This is a genomic window from Shewanella putrefaciens, from assembly GCF_016406305.1.
GTDB lineage: Bacteria > Pseudomonadota > Gammaproteobacteria > Enterobacterales > Shewanellaceae > Shewanella > Shewanella putrefaciens_C.
The window spans coordinates 1,435,305-1,454,019 of record NZ_CP066369.1 but is presented as its reverse complement, the minus strand read 5'-3'; the positions used below and the strand labels follow the sequence as shown (position 1 = coordinate 1,454,019).

Sequence of the window (18,715 nt, the reverse complement as noted above, 5' to 3'; positions counted from 1 at the left end):
TTCTTTTTTATAAGCTTTATTTCACTAGTCTCCACAGCCTCGGCTATTAAGCTTTAAAATTCATAGGCTAAACTCAAGCGAACATCGCGCCCAGCGGCGGGGATCCCATCGGATAGAAATGGCACCACTTGCTGGTTGGTGAGGTTTTTCACCATCAAACGCACACTTAGGCCCTTTAAACGGGCTTGAGGTTCATAGGCAAAGTACAGATTCTGCAGGAAGTAGTTCTCGCTTGGCGACTCGGCATTAAAGATATCGCCGTGGGGAACATTAGTCTGCGCATCATACCAAGCGCCCTGCCAAGCGACTGAAATATCCTCGCTAATATACATGCCTAAACGCAAACGAATATCGAGCGGCGCAATGTTAGCTAAATACTCGTCATCATCCAAACTATCCCTAAGTGAGCCATTGTGCTGCCCTTGCAGCCATGAAACCGCAAGATCACTGAACAGCTCTTGGTAACGATATTGGCCTTCAAAATCAGCACCATAGATGTTGTAACCATCAAGATTTGTATAACCGCTTTGAATTAACTGGGTTTTATCTGACTTAGCGCCGCGGCGCTGGGCGATATCATCCCGGCCGAGATTGGCAAACAACGTCAGTTGCGTCGACAGTCCATCATCATTGGCAAGCAGATGCTGGTGCTGCGTCATCAGCCCTAACTTGAAGGCGTGCAAGCGTTCAACATCAATCTCACGGCTCGTGCCTGTGACGCTGGCCTTGGCATATTGCACGGCATAAATCTCATCAACGACAGGTGCTTGCAGACTATAGGCATAATCAAAGTTTACACGCGCCTGGGTTGTCAGTTGATAATCTATGCCCAATCTCGGTGAAAACCCCGAATGGTGGGTCGAGCTATAATCGTGGCCTGCATTGATATCGTTGTAATCGGGCGCAATATTTGGCTGACCTATGCTGTAGATATAGTCGTATCGCAGCGAAGGGGTGACGGTTAAGTCATTGGTGAGATGAATCGCATCCCGTACATAGGCGGCATAGGTATCTTGGCGACCTTCGGGTTGATAGTAAGGCGTATACCAGCCAAAGTTTTTTTCGGGACTCGTCTCATAACTTTTATTAAACACCAGTGAAGTACGATCTAGGCTGCGATACTGTAAGCCTGCGGTGATCTCCTGATCGCCAACCAAACTCAAGTTATTGATATCAATGTAGTCACGCTTATAATCTAGCCAAGATTCGTGGCCAAAGTTACCGACGGAAACCGTCATTTTCTCCCAGGCGATCTCGGGCCTTACCCAGTGACGCGCATTAGCAGAATGGGAAATCACCATTTGGGTATCGATCAGCGGATTACTGGGTGAATAGCGATAATTAGCCGACCAAGTGTTGTCTTCATAGGTGTTGTAGGCGGTAGTGGCATACAGCGCCTGCTCGTAGGAGCCATACTTTTTGATGTTGTAGTCTGAGATTGCTGGCATAGGGCCACGGCGGTTAGCCCAAGGTTTTCGGCCCTCATCGAGGTAATGGGTCAGGCTCAAAGCTAATTGATGATCGCCCTGCGTATAATCAAGCTTTCCTAGGTAGTTATCTTGCTCATAGCCTGAATATTCAAATTCGTCGCCATTCGCTAACGTGACATTTCCGGCATCCCTGCGGGTTAAATGCAGCAGGCCAGACAAATGCGAATTCACCCGGCCATAGACAGTGCCTGTATAACTTTCGGCATCGTTATTACTGGCGTAACTTGCTTTTACTCGTGCCCCAACAGATTGATCATACTTAAGAAAATCATCGGCAGATTTAGTGACCACATACATAGAACCGCCAAAACCGCCATTGCCAGAACGCACATCATGGGCTCCTTTGATCACTTCGACTCGCTTGATGAGATCCGGGTCGAGGAAAAAGGAGCCGTAACGATACTGTTCAAAGCCCACGGGGGCATTATCCACATAGACGTTAAAGTCTTCGGTCTCGCCAAAACCCCAAATATTAATCCGCTCTCCGCCACTGCGAGTACCGCCATCAATATGGGCCCCCGCCATATCGTCAATCACTTCGGCAAAGGTCGTTGCCTGCATCTCCTCGATTTGCTCCATGGAGATAATGGCTTCCCCCGGTTTAGTCACTGTCATTGCGCGGCGATATTGCTGCCCGTGAACCTGCATAATTTCAATCGGCTCCACCTTAGGCTCACCTAATACCTGTGCAGCCTGCAACGGCAGTGATGGCAATAAACATAATCCCATGAGCGACAGAGTGTTGTTCGCTTTCCATTTCCCAAACTTAGTCTGGCAACCCATTCAACATCTTCCTATTAACAAACCAATTAAAAATAGGGCGGCATTATAGACAGCTAACACTCAAATAAGAATGGATATCATTTAGCTTTACGTGTAAATAACTAACTTACTGAAAACAGGGTAGATCCTGTCAGAGTGCAAAAATTTAAGTGAAGATCTTGCCGAAGGATGGCAGTATGAGTGGCATATTTAACCAGCTATCACCCTCTCAAGAGTGCACGACTGGACAGCACAAGTGGGGCATGTTGGCGACTCGCCTCCTGTTTCACTCGTTTAATATGCATTTATAAGGTTCACCGATAATGGCCACGCTAACGACTCCTCTCCCCATAGCAACTGGTGTTACATTCAGCGCCGCCAGTATGCAGTTTTTACAGCAATTGGCACAAAACAACTCCCGCGAATGGTTTAAAGCCCATCAGGATGAGTACGAAAATACGGTACGTAGCCCAGCATTAGCCTTTATTGCCCACATTCAACCCCATATTATTGAACTGTCGCCAAGGCTGACTGCCGTGCCTAAAAAAGTGGGCGGCAGTTTAATGCGCCCCCAAAGGGATAGCCGCTTTAGCCACGATAAAACCCCCTATAAAACCAATGTCGGTATTCAGTTTCGTCACTTTCAGGGAAAGGATGTACATGCCCCCGGCTTATACCTGCATATTGCCGAAGAAGGTTGTTTTATTGCTGCGGGAATTTGGCATCCAGAATCAAAGGTCTTAAATACCATTCGTACTTGTATCGATGAGAATCCCAACGGCTATAAAAAGGCGCTACAAACGCTTCAAAGTCATGGATTTAACATGGATGGGGATAGCTTAACTCGGCCACCAAAGGGTTTTGATAAAAATCACCCTATGCTCACTGAGTTAAAACGCAAAGATTTTATTGCCATAAAGAATATCGCCTTTGAGGACCTCTGCCGCCCAGATGCCCCCCGTTTTTGTGCGGAGCAATTTGCGCACTGCACTCAATTGATGGCTTATCTGTGCTTCGCACTCGAGCTTGATTTCTAACCATAATATGGCCTAAACAACTTCAAACAAAAGTTAAAAACTCAAGGATATTAGATGAAACTCTATGAACTAGCCCCTACGCCTAGCGCACGCCGCGTCAGTATTTTCCTCGCAGAAAAAGGTATCGATATCCCGAGGGTGAACGTCGATATCCGCGGTGGTGAAAATTTAAGTGCTGAATTTAAAGCCAAAAGTTTAAATGGCCGTATCCCGCTGCTCGAACTCGATGATGGCAGCTACCTGTGTGAATCCGTTGCCATTTGCCGTTATTTAGATGAAATCCACCCGAGTGTTAACTCGTTGTTTGGCAATGATGCTCTCGAACGTGCCAAGATTGAAATGTGGCAGCGGATCGTTGAACTACAGGGCCTAATGGTAGCATTTCAAGCCTTCCGTAATTTAAGCGGCATCTATAAAGACAGAGAAAACTGTGTCGAAGCATGGGGCAAAGAATCCCGCCAAAGGGTGATTGACTTCCTCCCCACCTTAGACCAACAATTGGCCAAATCACCCTTTATCGCATGCGACAGATTCAGTATCGCGGATATTTCCGCTTACGTTTTTATCAGCTTTATTAAGAATTTAGATATTGAAGTCGCGGATAATTTACCGCATCTCAAGGCTTGGTTTACAACAATGGCACAGCGTCCAGCGATAGTGTCGTTAACCCCGAAAAAGTAGCCTAGCAGCCCCAAACTCGTCATCTAAGGGAATAACTATGATTGATTTATATACCGCCGCGACCCCTAACGGTTTTAAGATCTCCATCGCATTGGAAGAAATGGGGTTAGAGTATCGCGTCCATAGGTTAGACTTCAGTAACAACGAGCAAAAACAGCCCGAGTTTCTTGCCATCAATCCCAATGGTCGGATCCCCGCCATTATCGACCGCGATAATGACGATTTTGTGGTATTCGAATCGGGGGCAATTTTGCTATATCTTGCCGAAAAGACAGGTAAATTGCTGCCCGCCGAGCCTAAAAAACGCTCTCAAGTGATCCAATGGCTGATGTTCCAAATGAGTGGCGTTGGCCCCATGATGGGACAGGCCAATGTGTTTTACCGCTACTTCCCCGAAAAAATCCCCGCCGCCATTGACAGGTATCAAAAGGAAGGCAGGCGTTTATTCGAAGTGATGAACACCCAACTCTCGACAAATCGCTATCTTGCCGGTGATGAATATACGATTGCCGATATCGCGACTTGGCCTTGGGTGCGGATCCACGAGTGGAGCGGCATCAATATGGAAGGTCTGCCTCATCTGCAACGTTGGTTGGATGAATTAGCACTCAGACCCGCCTGCCAAAAGGGCATAGTCACGCCACCACCGGTGGAAATGAGTGATGAAGAACGGGCTAAGCAAATCCAAAAGATGGTAACGAAATAGCCATCAATTAAACGGTCATTGTCCGATCGCCTGCCAATAGCCGTTAGGTACAAAATCACTGAGCCCCATTGGCTAAAACACTTAAAGCCCCGCAAGCTTAGGCTAAATAGGGGCTTTTTTACTGCCTGTTTTTAGGTAAAACTGCTACACTCTGCGCCACTTATTTTCTTCTCTGTGATGGCAATTATTCCCCATTTGCCCTAATACAGGGACATGATTCAGGCTACATTTATGGGTAATCCAAACAGCTTCTCATCCGATAAAGCATTCAACTCAAACACATCATCGGCATTAAATGTAGAGGCGAACACTCCCGCACAGAAACGTGCGCTCAGTTACGCCAGCACGATTAAGCAATTATTCGATGAAATTCAAAGCAGTAAAATGCCCGCGGACCGTATTCTGGCAAACTACTTTAGAGAACATAAAAAACACGGCTCCAAGGATCGTAAAATCATCCGTGAATCCTTGTTTAGCCTGTTTCGTTGGTGGGGCTGGTTTAAACAACTCGGTGAACCACAGTCATCGGCCGTCTTCTTTGCCAACCTAAGTGCCAGTGCGCTACTCGAAGCCCATGCTTGGCAGGATATTGCCAGCGCTTGGCATGAATTATCGCAATCAGCCGTAGATTATCAGCAAGCACAGTTACTGAGTGTTGAAACTCTTAAGGATAAATTAGCGCTGATGCGACTACTATTTCCCGCTACTGAGTTTAAAGCAAAGGATTTATTACCCGATTGGTTTTGGCAGGTTTGCCCCCTTGATGCGGCGCAGCAACCGCAATTCATCGCCGCTATGTCCAGCCGTCCACCAATTTGGGGACGGGCACAGGGGATCACTAGCCAAGAGGCGGTGGCACAACTGCAAGCTCTCGGCATAAATGCAAGCTGTGATCACTACTTCAGCGATGCCATCAATCTTGGCAACAAGAGCATGAATCTTAATGAAATAACCCTATATAAAGACGGCAAGATTGAGATCCAAGATTTGGCTTCCCAGGTCATAGGGCAAATTTGCGCGCCAGAACCCGATGCCCATTGGTGGGACACCTGTAGCGGAGCGGGTGGTAAGACACTGCAACTGCGGTCTTTAATGTTAGCCAAAGCCGCTGCCCACTCAACCGGACGCCACACCCACTCAACTGGCAGCATAGTCTCGTCGGATATTCGCGCCAATGCCCTAGAAGAGCTGAGCAAACGCGCCCAAAGAGCCCAGTTTGACGGCATTAGCATCGCCCGTTGGAAGAGCGATGCCCTCCCAGTGCCTGCGGATCATTTCGACGGCGTATTAGTCGATGCCCCCTGTAGTTGCACTGGCACTTGGCGACGTAACCCCGATATGCGTTGGTTGGATGGTATTGAGGCCGTCAAAGGTAAAGCCGCGCTGCAGCTCGATATTTTAAGCCGCAGTAGCAAAGCAGTTAAAAAGGGAGGAGTGTTAGTGTATGCCACTTGCTCGCTCTCCCCCATCGAAAATCAAGAGGTGGTTAGGGCTTTTCTTGGGCAACACAGTGAATTTACCCTAGTGCCAATCCGCCATCCTTTTACCGGTGAACAAACAGAAATGTTGACCGTTTGGCCCTTTGAAGCTAACAGTGATGGCATGTTTGTCGCCAAGATGCAGCGAAGGACATAGCACTAACTCATTATTTTTTATCGGATCTTAGCGCCCAACATTATGGGCGCTAATCATCACCACCCCAAAACACTCACCGATGTAGTTCTAAATACTAATTACATATCATAGAGATAGACGTAAAAAGTCACAAACCAACCCAGAATAATCCGAAGAGTATAGATAGAGCAGGATCTTGGACAAAACTTTTCACCATCAATGATGAAAAATTTCGCTTTAGCTTCATCTCACCTTTGGGTAAAAAGATCGGGTGCTGAGAATGGCACAGGTATTTTTGGAATTTTGACCATGTCACACTCCTATGAATTTGACGACGATGATGCGCCATGGGGCGATAACGTCAAAGGTAAACAAAAGAATAAACGCGTAAAACAACGTCGCAGGGATACTAAGCGCCGTTACTCTGACGAGACTGAGGTGGATTTTTATCAGCATAAATCGAAGTAGCGTGAATTATACTAATTTATTGCGTTAAATTAGTACCTTATGAAAGCCAGTCAAATCCGAGCAAGTTGGAAGCCCTCCAACTTGCTAGTTAAACCAGTCTCCTCTCCCGTTTTCCCGCTGTAACAAATCAATTGTAAAATCAATAGGCTAAATAGCTTATTTGCCCTATGCTTTTTAGAGCTGATTAACTCAACAATTAATAAGCTTAATATATTGATAATGATATAAAAATGACTCGCACAGGGTTTAAAGGATGATCCCATGGAAAAACAACGCCCCGATTTTATCTATCCCCAAGGCAGTATGTTAATGCACTCCCCTTTAGTACTGAATAAAGCCGATATGTACGGTTTTTTCCTGAAGGGGAAACGGGCAAATCTGCAACGCTCTATCGATAAAACCTTGAATCAAGTTGCCGGTAGTGCAATGTATTTTAAGGTATTATCCCCCTATGTATTGACAACTTTTACTCAGATTGAAAAGGCTTATTCCGCTTACCCAGAAGACAGAGCCAAAGGCTGGATCCAAGAAACCGACATCATCACTTGGGTCATGGTCGGCCGCCAAGATAGCAGTAACAGTACAAAGATAAGCCAAGTGTATTTTCAACCGCTACACATTTGGGTAAACGATGCGATGGCCTTGATCAACGGCCGCGAACTCTTTGGCTATCCTAAATATTCCTGTGAATACACTATGCCGGCGGTCGGTGAGCCCTTGACTCGACTATCACTTGCAAGCAAAAGTTTTTTGCATTTTTCACCTGAAACCGAACTTACCCTGCATCCACTCATTGAAGTGAACTGCAATGCCAAACCCGAGGCGCAGCTTTCCACCCTTGAAGCCATTACCCAAACTTGGCAACTCTTTAAAGAACAAACGGATTTTATTCCAGAACTTGACCAGCTTGGCGAAGAGCAACTCTTTCAACTGTTGTTCAAACCCGCCATCGAGCAAGTCTTCCTCAAGCAGTTCCCAGACACCTCTGGGCACAAAGCTGTGTATCAGGCCATAGTCGCCGCCCCCGCCCAAGTGAATAAAGTGCACAGTGTTGCGCTGCTCGACAATGATTTTGTCGTGACCATTTTTGATAACGCCAGCTTTCCTCTTAAGGACACACTCGGGGTCGAGATTGGCGAGCAGCACGTATTACTGCCCTACCATGTGAACTTCGATTTTGAAGTGCCGCCCGGTGAAGTATTAGTCGATAACTCCGAAATCAAAAAACAGAAAATCGCCATTCTCGGTGGCGGTGTCGCGGCAATGACAGCGGCCTGTTATCTCACCGACAAACCCGGTTGGCAGAATCAATATGACATTAATATCTATCAACTCGGTTGGCGTATTGGCGGTAAAGGTGCCAGTGGTCGCAATGCCGCTATGGGACAGAGGATCGAGGAGCACGGCCTGCACATTTGGTTTGGTTTTTATCAAAATGCCTTCGCCTTAATGCACAAGGCCTATGAAGAATTAGATAGGCCCGCAAACGCGCCGTTAGCAAGCTTTTTTGATGCCTTTAAACCCCATAATTTCATCGTATTACAGGAGGAAATTGATGGTCACTCTGTAAGCTGGCCAATCACTTTCCCGACATTGCCCGGCATCCCCGGTGATGGCACCGAAACCCTCACCTTCTGGAAAGTGGTCAAAGCGGCCTTTGCTTGGATAAAGGAATGGCTCAAGGACATGGATGACCTGCTCGATGCCGATGAAAAAGCCATGGCAACCCCTAAAAACTGGTTAGATACTGACTGGTTCGAACGCTTAAGGGATAAGTTAGAGGATTCGGTCGAAGATGCTAAGGAGTCACTCGACGCGCTCGGCGATAAGCTAGAATGCCATTTTAATCAAATGATTGGCCGCGAATGCGATGAGCATGTACACAGCGAAAGTGACGATGGTTTTGTGGAATCGGCCGTCGATGCCCTGCACCAAAGGTTAGTAAAACGTTTTGGCGATCATTTAGATAATAATGATGAACTGCGCCACTTATATATCGCCGCCGATCTCGGGCTCACCATCCTTAAGGGCATGTTTGCCGACGATGTGTTTGAAAAGGGGTTCGATGCCATCAATGGCTATGACTACCGCGAATGGTTAACCAAACACGGCGCCAGTCAAAAATATACCGTCGACAGTGCGCCCGTCCGCGGTTTTTACGACTTAGTGTTTGCCTATGAGAAAGGTAACTTCGACAAACCCAATGTCGAGGCGGGTACTATCATCCGTGCCATGCTGCGCATCGCCCTGTGCTATCAAGGTGGCGTAATGTGGAAAATGCAGGCGGGTATGGGTGATGTTGTGTTTACACCTTTTTACGAAGTGCTTAAACGCCGCGGGGTAAACTTCCACTACTTCAATCGAGTCGATAATCTCGAATGCCGCGATCAAAGCATTCAAGCGATTGAAATTACTGAGCAAGTCGAGTTGGCGCCGACTGTCACCCGTTACAACCCCTTAGTCGATGTCAAAGGGCTTCCTTGCTGGCCGAGTACGCCCAATTATGAGCAACTCGAGCCTGAACAAGCGGCGCTGCTTAAAGCCCATAATATCAATCTAGAACACTTCTGGAGCGATTGGGACAGCGTGTATGAGGCTCACTTTGGCAAAGCCCTGCCGAAAAAACGCTTAGTCAAAGGAGTGGATTTTGACAAAGTGATCTTCGGTCTCTCCATAGGTTCTGTCCCCCATGTCGCCAGAGAAGTGATGGCGCAAAGCCCCGCCCTCTCACTTTGCGTTGATAAAGTGCAAACCGTTGCCACCCAAGCCTATCAACTGTGGATGAACCAAGATCTGCATGGAATAGGCTGGCCAAATTATTCTGAAGAGGGCGAAGAACCCGTATTATCGGGCTTCACCGAACCCTTCGATACTTGGGCATCGATGGATCAATTATTGGATAAAGAAGATTGGCGCGGTTTAGAACCTAAAAATGCCAGTTATTTCTGCTCGGCATTACCCGTGGATGCCTATCCACCCAGCTCGGATGTAGATTTCCAACAACGGAAAACCTTAGAAGCTAAAGCGGGGGCGATTCATCAGCTCAATACCGAAATCCATAAACTTTGGCAAAATGTTGGTGATAGCTTCCCTTGGGAGTGGCTACACGATGATCAGAACCGCCAAGGCGAGGCTCGTTTCGATAGCCAATATTGGCGCGCCAATGTGGACCCATCCGAACGTTATGTCCTGTCGGTTAAGGGCAGTTCACAGTATCGCATCACCACAGATGGCACAGGGATAGATAACTTGTATATGACGGGAGATTGGATAAAAACCGGCCTCAATGCGGGCTGCGTCGAGGCGGCGACGATGGCGGGCATGCACACAGCTAAAGCCATCTGCGGCCACCCAGCAATAATCAAGGGGGAAAAGGATTTCTAGCTATTAACAAATAAAACGGCGTGAATATTCCACGCCGTTTTATTTTAATAGGATGATTCGCACCCTTAACTTAAATGTAGACTCGCATCAATACCTTGGGTTTGCGCATACTCTTGACGACGTTTTTCCATCCGGGATTGGTATAAGCTGGTATCCGCTAACCGCAGCCACTCGTGGGGCTCTTCTACCTCAGTATTTAACGAGATCCCAAAACTAAACTGACAATCCCTAAACCCCTGCTCTGCCACCAGCGTCGTTAAATTTTTTAAGGTATTCAGCAAGGTCGAAGTCCCATTGGCGGGGAGAATAATCACAAATTCATCGCCGCTGATGCGGTACATTTTAAGGTGTGCAATATCCGTCGTCTGCAGTAACTGCACTAATGTTTGCAGCAAACGGTCCCCCTCTTGATGCCCTAAGGTTTCATTAACTGCCTTTAAACTATCCACATTCAGTAGCACTAAGGCTAGAGATTGCACGGCTTTATTGGCAAAACCTAATTGTGAATTCATATACTCATCAAAGGCATACCTATTACCGACCCGGGTAAGCCCATCGAGACGCGCCTTTTCCCAAGCAATCCCCAACTCTTCGATATGGGCTTTACGCTCCTCGGCCAATAGTTTGAGTTTATTGGCTAATGCGAGGGACAAGAGCAAGGCATCGGCAGTTCCTCCCATCAAGGTGGCAAGTTCGGCATGCTCAATAAAATCGGGAGTTATCCCCATATTGCCAGGCAAAATAATCACTGCGGGGAGCAATAGGCAAGTAAAAGCCAAGATAAAATAGCGTGCGGGGGCAAAGCCCTTCATCAAACACACGTTACCGCAGGTGATCGCTAGGGCAATCCATAGCATGATCAGCACAGAGGCGATAATCGCCGTGTAGGATATCAACCAAATACTGGTGGGCAATGCCACAATGCAGGCAAACATCAGGCATTGACTCATTCGCCATAACCGAGGCGAATAGCTAGGCAATTGGAGAAAATGCTTGTAGAACATGATATTAAATATCGGCAAGCCAATAAAAAACAGATGATGCAATTCGAGTAAATGGAAATTAAACAAATGAGCGGGTAAATGGAAGGTCAGCGCCCATCCTCCAAAATACGCCAACACATAGAGGCCATAGTAGAGAAAGGCTTTATCAAAAATAGAGAAGTAAATCAGTAGATTATAGAACGCAATAAACAATAATCCGCCCAAACATAACAGCACCGCCATGGCGAGTCTGTCGGACACAAGTTGATGCTGATCCACACTCTGCAATGTGAGTTCAGGGGCCGATGAATAATAACGGCTACTGAGTTTGACGACTAACCAATAATCCGTGCCCATCTTGAGTTCGACCTTACGGCCATAATCGAACAAGAACTCATAGGGCGCGCTATAACCACTGCGGGCGTATTGAGCACTGCCATCACTGCCCAATAACCAATAATCGACAGATTCAACGATCGAATTACTCGCATCGATCACCCACTCATTTTGGCGGCTATTGACTAACACTGGGGTGATCATCCAGTAATCCCCCCCGGTTAAACTGACCGATGTCGCCTCATCGAGTCGTCCCATCCAATGGGGGATCTCACTGTAGTTGTTCGGTGGAGATTGATTCACGTCGGCATGGAATAAATAAGGGGAGTCCAGCGCAATTTCTGCGCTTAAGGTAAAGGGACTAAATATCCATAAAATCAGAAAAAAGCACCGGAACGTGATTTTTTTAAGTGTATTCATAGGTAAATGGGTTCTGATACTGGGTTATTTTCACATTAAAAATAAAATTAGAGCGTTAACTTTATGTATACCTCTAATTTTTTACAATCAGTTAGACTAAATTAGTCGGATATCGAATGTCTTATGGTGGTATTTTAGCCGTAACGTCTAAGACACAACCTAAAATGCCCATATACGACCCAGACCCCATATTGACTTCTTATTGTGGAAACCATGCCCCCTCTACTGATGATTTTAGCTGCACAATTGTTAATTGCCAGCGGTAACCTATTGGTCAAACTGCTGGAAACTGACGCACCCGTTTTTCAACTTGTGCTTTATCGTCAGTTATTTGCCACTCTGTTAGTGCTCCCTTTTGTGTGGCGTCTGCAGGGAAACCTTAAACTAAGCCCCTTTTATAAGGTGCACCTTGCCCGGGCGTTATTGATTGGACTTGGCAACGCTATCTTTATGCTCGCAATCATGCATCTTCCCTTAGCCACAGTAACCGCGGTTATTTATACCTCACCGTTATTACTTCTCGTGTTGTCGACATTATTTTTAAATGAGCGCATTGGTTATCGACGCACCGTTGCCGGGATCATTGGTTTTAGTGGTATTTTACTTATCAGCCAACCAAGCGAATTTAACCTGTATATCGGCTTGGCCTTTTTCGGCGCCATGACATCAGCATTGAATAGCTTGATTTTAAAGGCCTATTCGACTCATGAACATCCTTTCTCTATGCTCTTTTGGTCTAATGCCTTTGCGATGATATTTCTGATACCGGCAACCCTATACGAAGGAGCCGATTTTAGTGTGTCGGTGGCCCAGGTGGGACTCACGTTAGGGCTATTTTATATTGGTATGACTTATCTCATCATCCACGCCTATCGACGCGCCGATGCGAGCCAAATGGCGCCGGTGGAATACACTGGATTGATCTTTGCCGCCCTATTCGGTTGGTGGATATTGGATGAGGAATTGAGCTTAGTGATGCTAATCGGAATCGGGTTAGTGATTTTTTCATCCATACTCCCCAGCTACAGTGAGCTCAAGGCTAAATGGAAAAGCCGGCGAAGTTAATCCTTAGCCGGCTCTTTGCAGTCACACAAACCCAATAAAAGCGGTCGATGGCTTAAAAACGGTATTTACCGCCGATGTAAATGCCATCTTCAAAGGTGAAATCACGGGCATTATCGTATTCAAAGGCGATTTTACGGTAACCGACATACAGCGCCATGTTTGGCGTAACACTGTATTGTACCTTTGAATCTAACTGGTAATAACCATCGACATTACCAAAGGACAGCACTTCTGGCGCATAGTAAGCGGCAGCATGCAAGGAAATATTCGGTCCCATCGTTAGGATATAACGACCGCCAACGGATATGGCACTACCATTGGGTGCATCATCGGACCAAAGCTGGCTTAACTGTGCCCCCACTTCAAAATGATGCACGCCAGCATCATGGGTCATGTGCATTGCACCTTGGGCAATGTGGCCACTCTCATCTGAGTAGATATAGCCTAATACCGCATTGGTATCTTTATTCATCTGCAGTTCTAACTCGGTAGAAACCACATCGTTGTTTAACCCAAGATTAAATTCTGACGCACTCACTTGCAGCGCTGCTGCACTCAATAATAAGACACTTGCTACTCTGAACTTAGCCATAAAAACACCTCGATAATGACTGTGGGTAATGGCGCGGATCATACCGAATTAAAAAAGAAAATCTGCATATTTAGCGGAGAATCGCTGAGATTTTTGGGGTTTAGCGTTAACTAAAACATCTTCAAAACAACTGCAGAACGAACCGATTTCAATTTAAAAACATTTATACTACTGGCACTCGATCTCCCACTAAAGATTGCATGATGGTTTCAACATCGACATGCTCTTTAAGGGGTAAGTAATACCAACCCACAGTGTTTCCTGTTCCCCGGATACTTAAATAATCACGCCAAAATTGAAAGCCCGCCTTCAGTAAATTCGCTCGACTTGAGGTGTTCTCCGCACGAACGGTCGCAAATAACATGGCTATACCGAGGGACTTGGCGACTTCAATGCGTTTGAGCGTTAATCCTTGCGCAATACCTTGGCGACGATAACAAGGGGAAACAACAAGATAACCAAGTTCACCAAGGACACCAGCTCCTGCCTTAATCGCCGCACACCCGACTATATCACCCTCAATCGTCTTCGCGAGGATCACCGCTCTTGAGTGGAAAAAGGACTCATGGTCTAACGGATGGGCATTATCATCACGGCTATCGACCAGAGTGGCGGCGAGGACTAAGTCTTCTTGCTTATCACAAAGTACAAACTGAATACCATTCATGATCAGGTTAACTCATTGATATAAAATAACTGTTATACATCACTCAAAGGTATAGCAAGGTCGCCATGCCTAAGAAAGTGAAAAAGCCGACCACATCCGTCACAGTCGTTAAAATCACCGACCCGGAAAGCGCCGCATCTTGGTTAAATCTCTGCAATACCATAGGCACAAATACGCCAGCCAAGGCGGCTACCGCCATATTGATCAGAATCGCGCAGCCAATCACTATGCCTATCGTACTGTCATCAAACCACCACCCCGAGACGAGACCGATAACAATTGCCCATAAAGTACCGTTCACTATGCCAATCCCCAGTTCGTTCTTCATCAGGGAAAACACGTTACCGGCGGAGATCTGCCCCATCGCCATACCGCGGATCATTAGCGTTAGAGACTGGCTACCCGCAATCCCGCCCATGGAAGCCACAATCGGCATCAGCACGGCTAACGCAACGACTTGAGACAACACATTTTCGAATAAGCCAATCGTCGCCGAGGCTAAAAATGCCGTGAGCAAATTAATCCCAAGCCATACTGCGCGGCGCTGGGCACCTTTCATAATAGGGGCGAACAAGTCGTCGGATTCATCCATACCCGCCGTTGCCATCAATTGCGACTCATAATGTTCACGCACTAACGCCGTAGCCGTTCGCAGTGTGACACGGCCAATTAACTCACCGGACTCATCGATGACGGGTAACTCAATTTCGCGGCTGTGCTCGATAGCTTCGGCGGCTTCGAGCAAGGTCGCATCCGCCGTCAAGGCGCGGCTATCTTCAGATAAAATCGATACTAAAGGCTCATCGGGATCATGCTTAAAGATATCGTAGCGCCTAACCGTACCGAGATACTTATCTTGATCGTCAACAATAAACAAATTGTCGTTGCAATCGAGTTCAATTCGTCGGAAAAAGCGCTGCGCCTGAGCCACAGTAGCCTTATCACTGAGCACTAGCATTTGGTGATCGGTATAACGGCCGATTTCATTTTCAGAATATTGATCGTAAAGCTCAAAGCGCTGCCGCTGACGCTCCCCCATTTGTGCCAAGGCGCGATCGGTAAAGCTCTCGGGGAGGTAATCACTCCACTCAATCAAATCCTCAGGACTTAATTGGGCAAATAGCAGATCCACTTCGTTTTCGGGCATCTGCTTGAGGATCCCCATACGGGGATCGGCGCGCATCAAACTCAGTACTGTGACTCGCTCACTAAATTCAACTTGCTGCCAACGTTCATAACGTTCATCTAAGGGCAATGACTCAAGTGCCAGCGCAATAGTGCCAGGCTCTAGCTCATTTAAAATTTCGCTAAACACTTCGGCTTGTTCTTCGCCTTCAACTTCAGTGAGTTGTTGAACAACCAGCCCTACATCGGCCTGAGTGTTTGTTTCATATTCGGCTTCATGTTCAGTCACATAAATGCCCTTCTTTCACAATAAAATTAACGTAACTATATTGATATTTAAGAAAATTAGCAAATACCCAAAATAAATTGCACACAAGTATATTGTTAGAAATTTATATATTGTTTATGCTAGCGCAGACCACTAAAGGAGATAAACATGGCATCCACCATTTATAGCTATACGGCAACCGATATAAAAGGCAACCCTGTCCCATTGGCCCAATATCAAGGTAAAGTCCTGTTGATAGTCAACACCGCCAGTGAATGTGGATTTACGCCGCAATACAAAGGATTAGAAGCGCTGTATCGGCAGTATCAGGACCAAGGATTAGTCGTGTTAGGTTTTCCCTGTAATCAGTTTGGCGCCCAGGAAAAAGCCAATGATCAAGGAATACAACACTTTTGTGAGCTGAATTTCGGGGTGACTTTTCCGCTGTTTTCTAAAATTGAAGTGAATGGTGAACATACCCATCCACTGTATCAATACCTTAAAAAGCAGGCTCCCGGTGTGTTAGGCACCGAAGGTATAAAATGGAATTTCACTAAATTCTTAATTAATCGTCAGGGCGATGTGGTTGAACGTTTCGCTCCAACGACAAAACCCGAAGCCATCGCAGATAAAATTGCCGCCCTATTAAAATAGTTTCGAGCTATCTATTTGAAAATTTGTGTTTTATAAAAAATTTAATTTATTTTTAATTTTTTATGGAACTTAAACCGCACAAGCCCCCTCAAATGTATTGAACAGCGAATGTCTTTTTCATGTTCATCATTCTCCCTGGGGCTTCTAGCGCGGCCCCCTTGACCTAGGAATAGGTCACTAGGCAACCATTTGGTTGCCTTTTTTTATCGCCATGATTTTTATATAAAATAAGCATGGCCGTATTCCACCACTTGAGCGCCACCCCATCACTTAACCACTCGCCCGAGATCTCGCCGCTAAACCCCTTTGCCATCGGCTACCTAGAAATATTTTTAATTTTTTTTATGGTATAGGTGAACTTTATTCAATACGGTGACTCTGACTATAGGTAAGGATTAACGAATAAGATTGAATGCAACCTTGATAGTGAAATTTGTTGAATAAGCAGTTTCATCTACTCAAATGACACAGTTTCTGTTTTAGCGCATTAAGTCGGATTAGTTGGTCGTTCATCATCATCTCCCTTTGGGGACACAATTGAATACACGCTAGCGCACTGCATTCTTTGTATCCCACTCTGATTTTCTTGTGGCAACCTTAGGTTGCCATTTTTTTTATCTCCAATAATTTAAAACCCTAATGATTTATCTAATTGAACTTGAATAGAAGGGTGATAACCGGGACGAGCCTTAGCGTAAATTTCGGCCAACTCAACATGATATCCCGCAATTTGTAGCTCAGCATAGAGTGGCCGCACAAACTTACCTCGGCCAATATTCACCAAATATGCACTTAGTGCGGGTAAAACAGGATCATAATGATTACGAATCGCCACCCTAAACCAATCACAGGCAATTTCCGCATTCGTCGATTGGGTAAATTGGAAGGTTTCATCGAGATCCATCAGTTGCACTTGACTTAAGACTTCCGGCAATTGAGTCAGAAAATACTGCCAATGGTGAACTCGCCAATCCTTAACCGTTAATCGGCTCGCAGCTTTGCCCTGTAGGAAACATGCCAGCGCATCATCGACTTTATCTAAACTCGAGGAAGTCGGGCCACAATACCCTGCGGGTAAACCTTCACCATAAACCCACTCTAAAAACTCGGCTTCGGTGATTTTATCGGAGTGATCCTTGAGTAAGGTCTGTTTTGCATACTCGACAAAAACTTCGGTCGTGATCGCCTTAAAGGCAAAATGCGCCACATAACGGCACAAAAATTGGTCAAAATCGCGCCGCCCCAACCTATGTTCTAAATCATGCACAAACATCGATGCCTTATCATAGGTAAAACGATTAAAGGCCAGATTAGGATCCCCCTCCTGCACATTCGCAGGCAAGGTTTGTCTGTGCTTAGGTAAAGAAGTCATTTCCTCTTTTAAGCGACCAAACTCGATCACCCACTCCAATTCAGCCTGTTCCTTACCGTAAACCGCCTCCACAATTCGATTGGTAAAATAGGTTGTAAAGCCCTCGTTTAACCAAAGATCTCGCCAAGTCGCATTGCTGACTAAATTTCCCGTCCACGAATGGGCCAATTCATGGGCCACGGTTGACACTAGACTCTTATCCCCTGCGATTAGGGTCGGCGTTAAAAACGCAAGCCGCGGGTTTTCCATTCCACCGAAGGGAAAACTCGGTGGCAGGATGATCATGTCATACCGATCCCACACATAGGGCCCCAATAAAGACTCGGCGACGTCGAGCATATGCTCTGTGTCTTCAAACTCTTTTGCAGCGGCGGCAAGCATACTCGGCTCAGTATAAATGCCACTGCGAGGACCTATCGCTTGGAATGCAAGATCACCGACGGCGAGCGCCATAAGATGCGTTGGAATGAGCTTTTCCATCTGAAAACTAAACAGACCATCGGGTGGCATTTCGGGATGGTTCATCGCACTCATCACGGCACGCATTCCTCTGGGGACTTGCACCTTAGCATCGAAGGTGACCCGCACCTTAGGCGTATCCTGCAAGGGGATCCAGCTACGGGCGTTGATAGGTTGTGATTGGCTAAAAAGATAAGGTAGCTGCTTACCTGCGGTTTGCTCAGGCGTTAACCACTGTAACCCTTGCGCCTTAGGCGAGGTTTTATAGTGAATACAAATCTGATCACAGCGCACATGGGGCAAACTGACCACCAACTTTTGCCCCAGTATGGTGCTCGTTTCTGGAAGCGAAAATGCAAGGGATTCCCCCGCCAGAGTGGTCACTGATAATAGGGTTAAATCCCGAGTGTCGAGCCATAGTTCGCTGACCTGCTCCTGAAGGTAATGCAGGGAAAGTGTCGCCTTACCGACCAGAGTCTGCGCGTCAAAATCAACCGTGAGTGCCAATGACAGGTGAGTCACTTGCACCTCGTCACTGTTGGCAAAGGAATGATAATCCCGAGTTAAATCCCAAGTTGTTGGAGTTATTGCTTTTTGTAGTATTGGATCTAACGACATCGCTTCGATAACCT

The 18,715-nt window shown here is 46.4% G+C and carries 14 protein-coding genes; 8 read left to right on the top strand and 6 right to left on the bottom strand.

Annotation, left to right across the window (positions count from 1 at the left end):
* Window positions 1-53: 53 nt before the first annotated feature.
* Entirely contained in the window at window positions 54-2,273 is a 2,220-nt protein-coding gene (locus JFT56_RS06250; RefSeq protein ID WP_198782827.1) for a TonB-dependent receptor domain-containing protein, read from the bottom strand.
* 302 nt (window positions 2,274-2,575) lie between these two features.
* On the opposite strand from JFT56_RS06250, the gene JFT56_RS06245 reads away from it, so the two are divergent.
* The 6 genes from JFT56_RS06245 to JFT56_RS06220 all read left to right on the top strand — a co-directional run bounded on the left by JFT56_RS06245 (window position 2,576) and on the right by JFT56_RS06220 (window position 10,142).
* Window positions 2,576-3,289: a DUF2461 domain-containing protein gene (locus tag JFT56_RS06245; RefSeq protein ID WP_198782826.1), complete on the top strand. Its 714-nt coding sequence runs from the start codon at window positions 2,576-2,578 to the stop codon at window positions 3,287-3,289.
* Between the two features lie 54 nt (window positions 3,290-3,343).
* Window positions 3,344-3,970 carry a glutathione S-transferase gene (locus tag JFT56_RS06240; RefSeq protein WP_198782825.1) on the top strand — a complete coding sequence of 209 codons (627 nt, stop codon included), beginning with the start codon at window positions 3,344-3,346 and terminating at the stop codon, window positions 3,968-3,970.
* A 37-nt stretch (window positions 3,971-4,007) separates the two neighbouring features.
* Entirely contained in the window at window positions 4,008-4,676 is a 669-nt protein-coding gene (locus JFT56_RS06235; RefSeq protein WP_198782824.1) for a glutathione S-transferase family protein, read from the top strand.
* 231 nt (window positions 4,677-4,907) lie between these two features.
* Window positions 4,908-6,311 (top strand): RsmB/NOP family class I SAM-dependent RNA methyltransferase, encoded by a 1,404-nt coding sequence (locus tag JFT56_RS06230; RefSeq protein ID WP_198782823.1) that lies wholly within the window; start codon window positions 4,908-4,910, stop codon window positions 6,309-6,311.
* Window positions 6,312-6,599: 288 nt separating this feature from the next.
* Entirely contained in the window at window positions 6,600-6,758 is a 159-nt protein-coding gene (locus JFT56_RS06225; RefSeq protein WP_007646662.1) for a hypothetical protein, read from the top strand.
* 261 nt (window positions 6,759-7,019) lie between these two features.
* Window positions 7,020-10,142, top strand: coding sequence for an NAD(P)-binding protein (locus JFT56_RS06220; protein WP_198782822.1), 3,123 nt, complete (start codon window positions 7,020-7,022; stop codon window positions 10,140-10,142).
* A 65-nt stretch (window positions 10,143-10,207) separates the two neighbouring features.
* Here JFT56_RS06220 and JFT56_RS06215 read toward each other — a convergent pair whose 3' ends face one another.
* On the bottom strand, window positions 10,208-11,881 hold the full coding sequence (locus tag JFT56_RS06215) for a diguanylate cyclase (RefSeq protein ID WP_198782821.1): 1,674 nt from the start codon (window positions 11,879-11,881) through the stop codon (window positions 10,208-10,210).
* Window positions 11,882-12,094: 213 nt separating this feature from the next.
* On the opposite strand from JFT56_RS06215, the gene JFT56_RS06210 reads away from it, so the two are divergent.
* Window positions 12,095-12,946, top strand: coding sequence for a DMT family transporter (locus tag JFT56_RS06210; protein WP_198782820.1), 852 nt, complete (start codon window positions 12,095-12,097; stop codon window positions 12,944-12,946).
* 52 nt (window positions 12,947-12,998) lie between these two features.
* Here JFT56_RS06210 and JFT56_RS06205 read toward each other — a convergent pair whose 3' ends face one another.
* From JFT56_RS06205 to JFT56_RS06195, 3 genes are all read right to left on the bottom strand, one after another.
* Complete coding sequence (locus tag JFT56_RS06205) at window positions 12,999-13,538, bottom strand: YfaZ family protein (protein ID WP_198782819.1); 540 nt, start codon at window positions 13,536-13,538, stop codon at window positions 12,999-13,001.
* 163 nt (window positions 13,539-13,701) lie between these two features.
* Complete coding sequence (locus JFT56_RS06200) at window positions 13,702-14,205, bottom strand: GNAT family N-acetyltransferase (protein ID WP_198782818.1); 504 nt, start codon at window positions 14,203-14,205, stop codon at window positions 13,702-13,704.
* A gap of 43 nt (window positions 14,206-14,248) precedes the next feature.
* Entirely contained in the window at window positions 14,249-15,619 is a 1,371-nt protein-coding gene (locus JFT56_RS06195; RefSeq protein ID WP_198782817.1) for a magnesium transporter, read from the bottom strand.
* Window positions 15,620-15,766: 147 nt separating this feature from the next.
* Between JFT56_RS06195 and JFT56_RS06190 the strand changes: the two genes are divergently transcribed.
* Window positions 15,767-16,252 carry a glutathione peroxidase gene (locus tag JFT56_RS06190; RefSeq protein ID WP_198782816.1) on the top strand — a complete coding sequence of 162 codons (486 nt, stop codon included), beginning with the start codon at window positions 15,767-15,769 and terminating at the stop codon, window positions 16,250-16,252.
* Between the two features lie 628 nt (window positions 16,253-16,880).
* Here the strand turns inward: JFT56_RS06190 and JFT56_RS06185 are convergent.
* Complete coding sequence (locus JFT56_RS06185; protein WP_198782815.1) at window positions 16,881-18,701, bottom strand: M1 family metallopeptidase; 1,821 nt, start codon at window positions 18,699-18,701, stop codon at window positions 16,881-16,883.
* Window positions 18,702-18,715: the final 14 nt, after the last annotated feature.

Coding starts and splice junctions, on each gene's coding strand:
- JFT56_RS06250 (WP_198782827.1), bottom strand. CDS start 2,273: ATGGGTTGCCAGACTAAGTTTGGGAAATGGAAAGCGAACAACACTCTG.
- JFT56_RS06245 (WP_198782826.1), top strand. CDS start 2,576: ATGGCCACGCTAACGACTCCTCTCCCCATAGCAACTGGTGTTACATTC.
- JFT56_RS06240 (WP_198782825.1), top strand. CDS start 3,344: ATGAAACTCTATGAACTAGCCCCTACGCCTAGCGCACGCCGCGTCAGT.
- JFT56_RS06235 (WP_198782824.1), top strand. CDS start 4,008: ATGATTGATTTATATACCGCCGCGACCCCTAACGGTTTTAAGATCTCC.
- JFT56_RS06230 (WP_198782823.1), top strand. CDS start 4,908: ATGGGTAATCCAAACAGCTTCTCATCCGATAAAGCATTCAACTCAAAC.
- JFT56_RS06225 (WP_007646662.1), top strand. CDS start 6,600: ATGTCACACTCCTATGAATTTGACGACGATGATGCGCCATGGGGCGAT.
- JFT56_RS06220 (WP_198782822.1), top strand. CDS start 7,020: ATGGAAAAACAACGCCCCGATTTTATCTATCCCCAAGGCAGTATGTTA.
- JFT56_RS06215 (WP_198782821.1), bottom strand. CDS start 11,881: ATGAATACACTTAAAAAAATCACGTTCCGGTGCTTTTTTCTGATTTTA.
- JFT56_RS06210 (WP_198782820.1), top strand. CDS start 12,095: ATGCCCCCTCTACTGATGATTTTAGCTGCACAATTGTTAATTGCCAGC.
- JFT56_RS06205 (WP_198782819.1), bottom strand. CDS start 13,538: ATGGCTAAGTTCAGAGTAGCAAGTGTCTTATTATTGAGTGCAGCAGCG.
- JFT56_RS06200 (WP_198782818.1), bottom strand. CDS start 14,205: ATGAATGGTATTCAGTTTGTACTTTGTGATAAGCAAGAAGACTTAGTC.
- JFT56_RS06190 (WP_198782816.1), top strand. CDS start 15,767: ATGGCATCCACCATTTATAGCTATACGGCAACCGATATAAAAGGCAAC.
- JFT56_RS06185 (WP_198782815.1), bottom strand. CDS start 18,701: ATGTCGTTAGATCCAATACTACAAAAAGCAATAACTCCAACAACTTGG.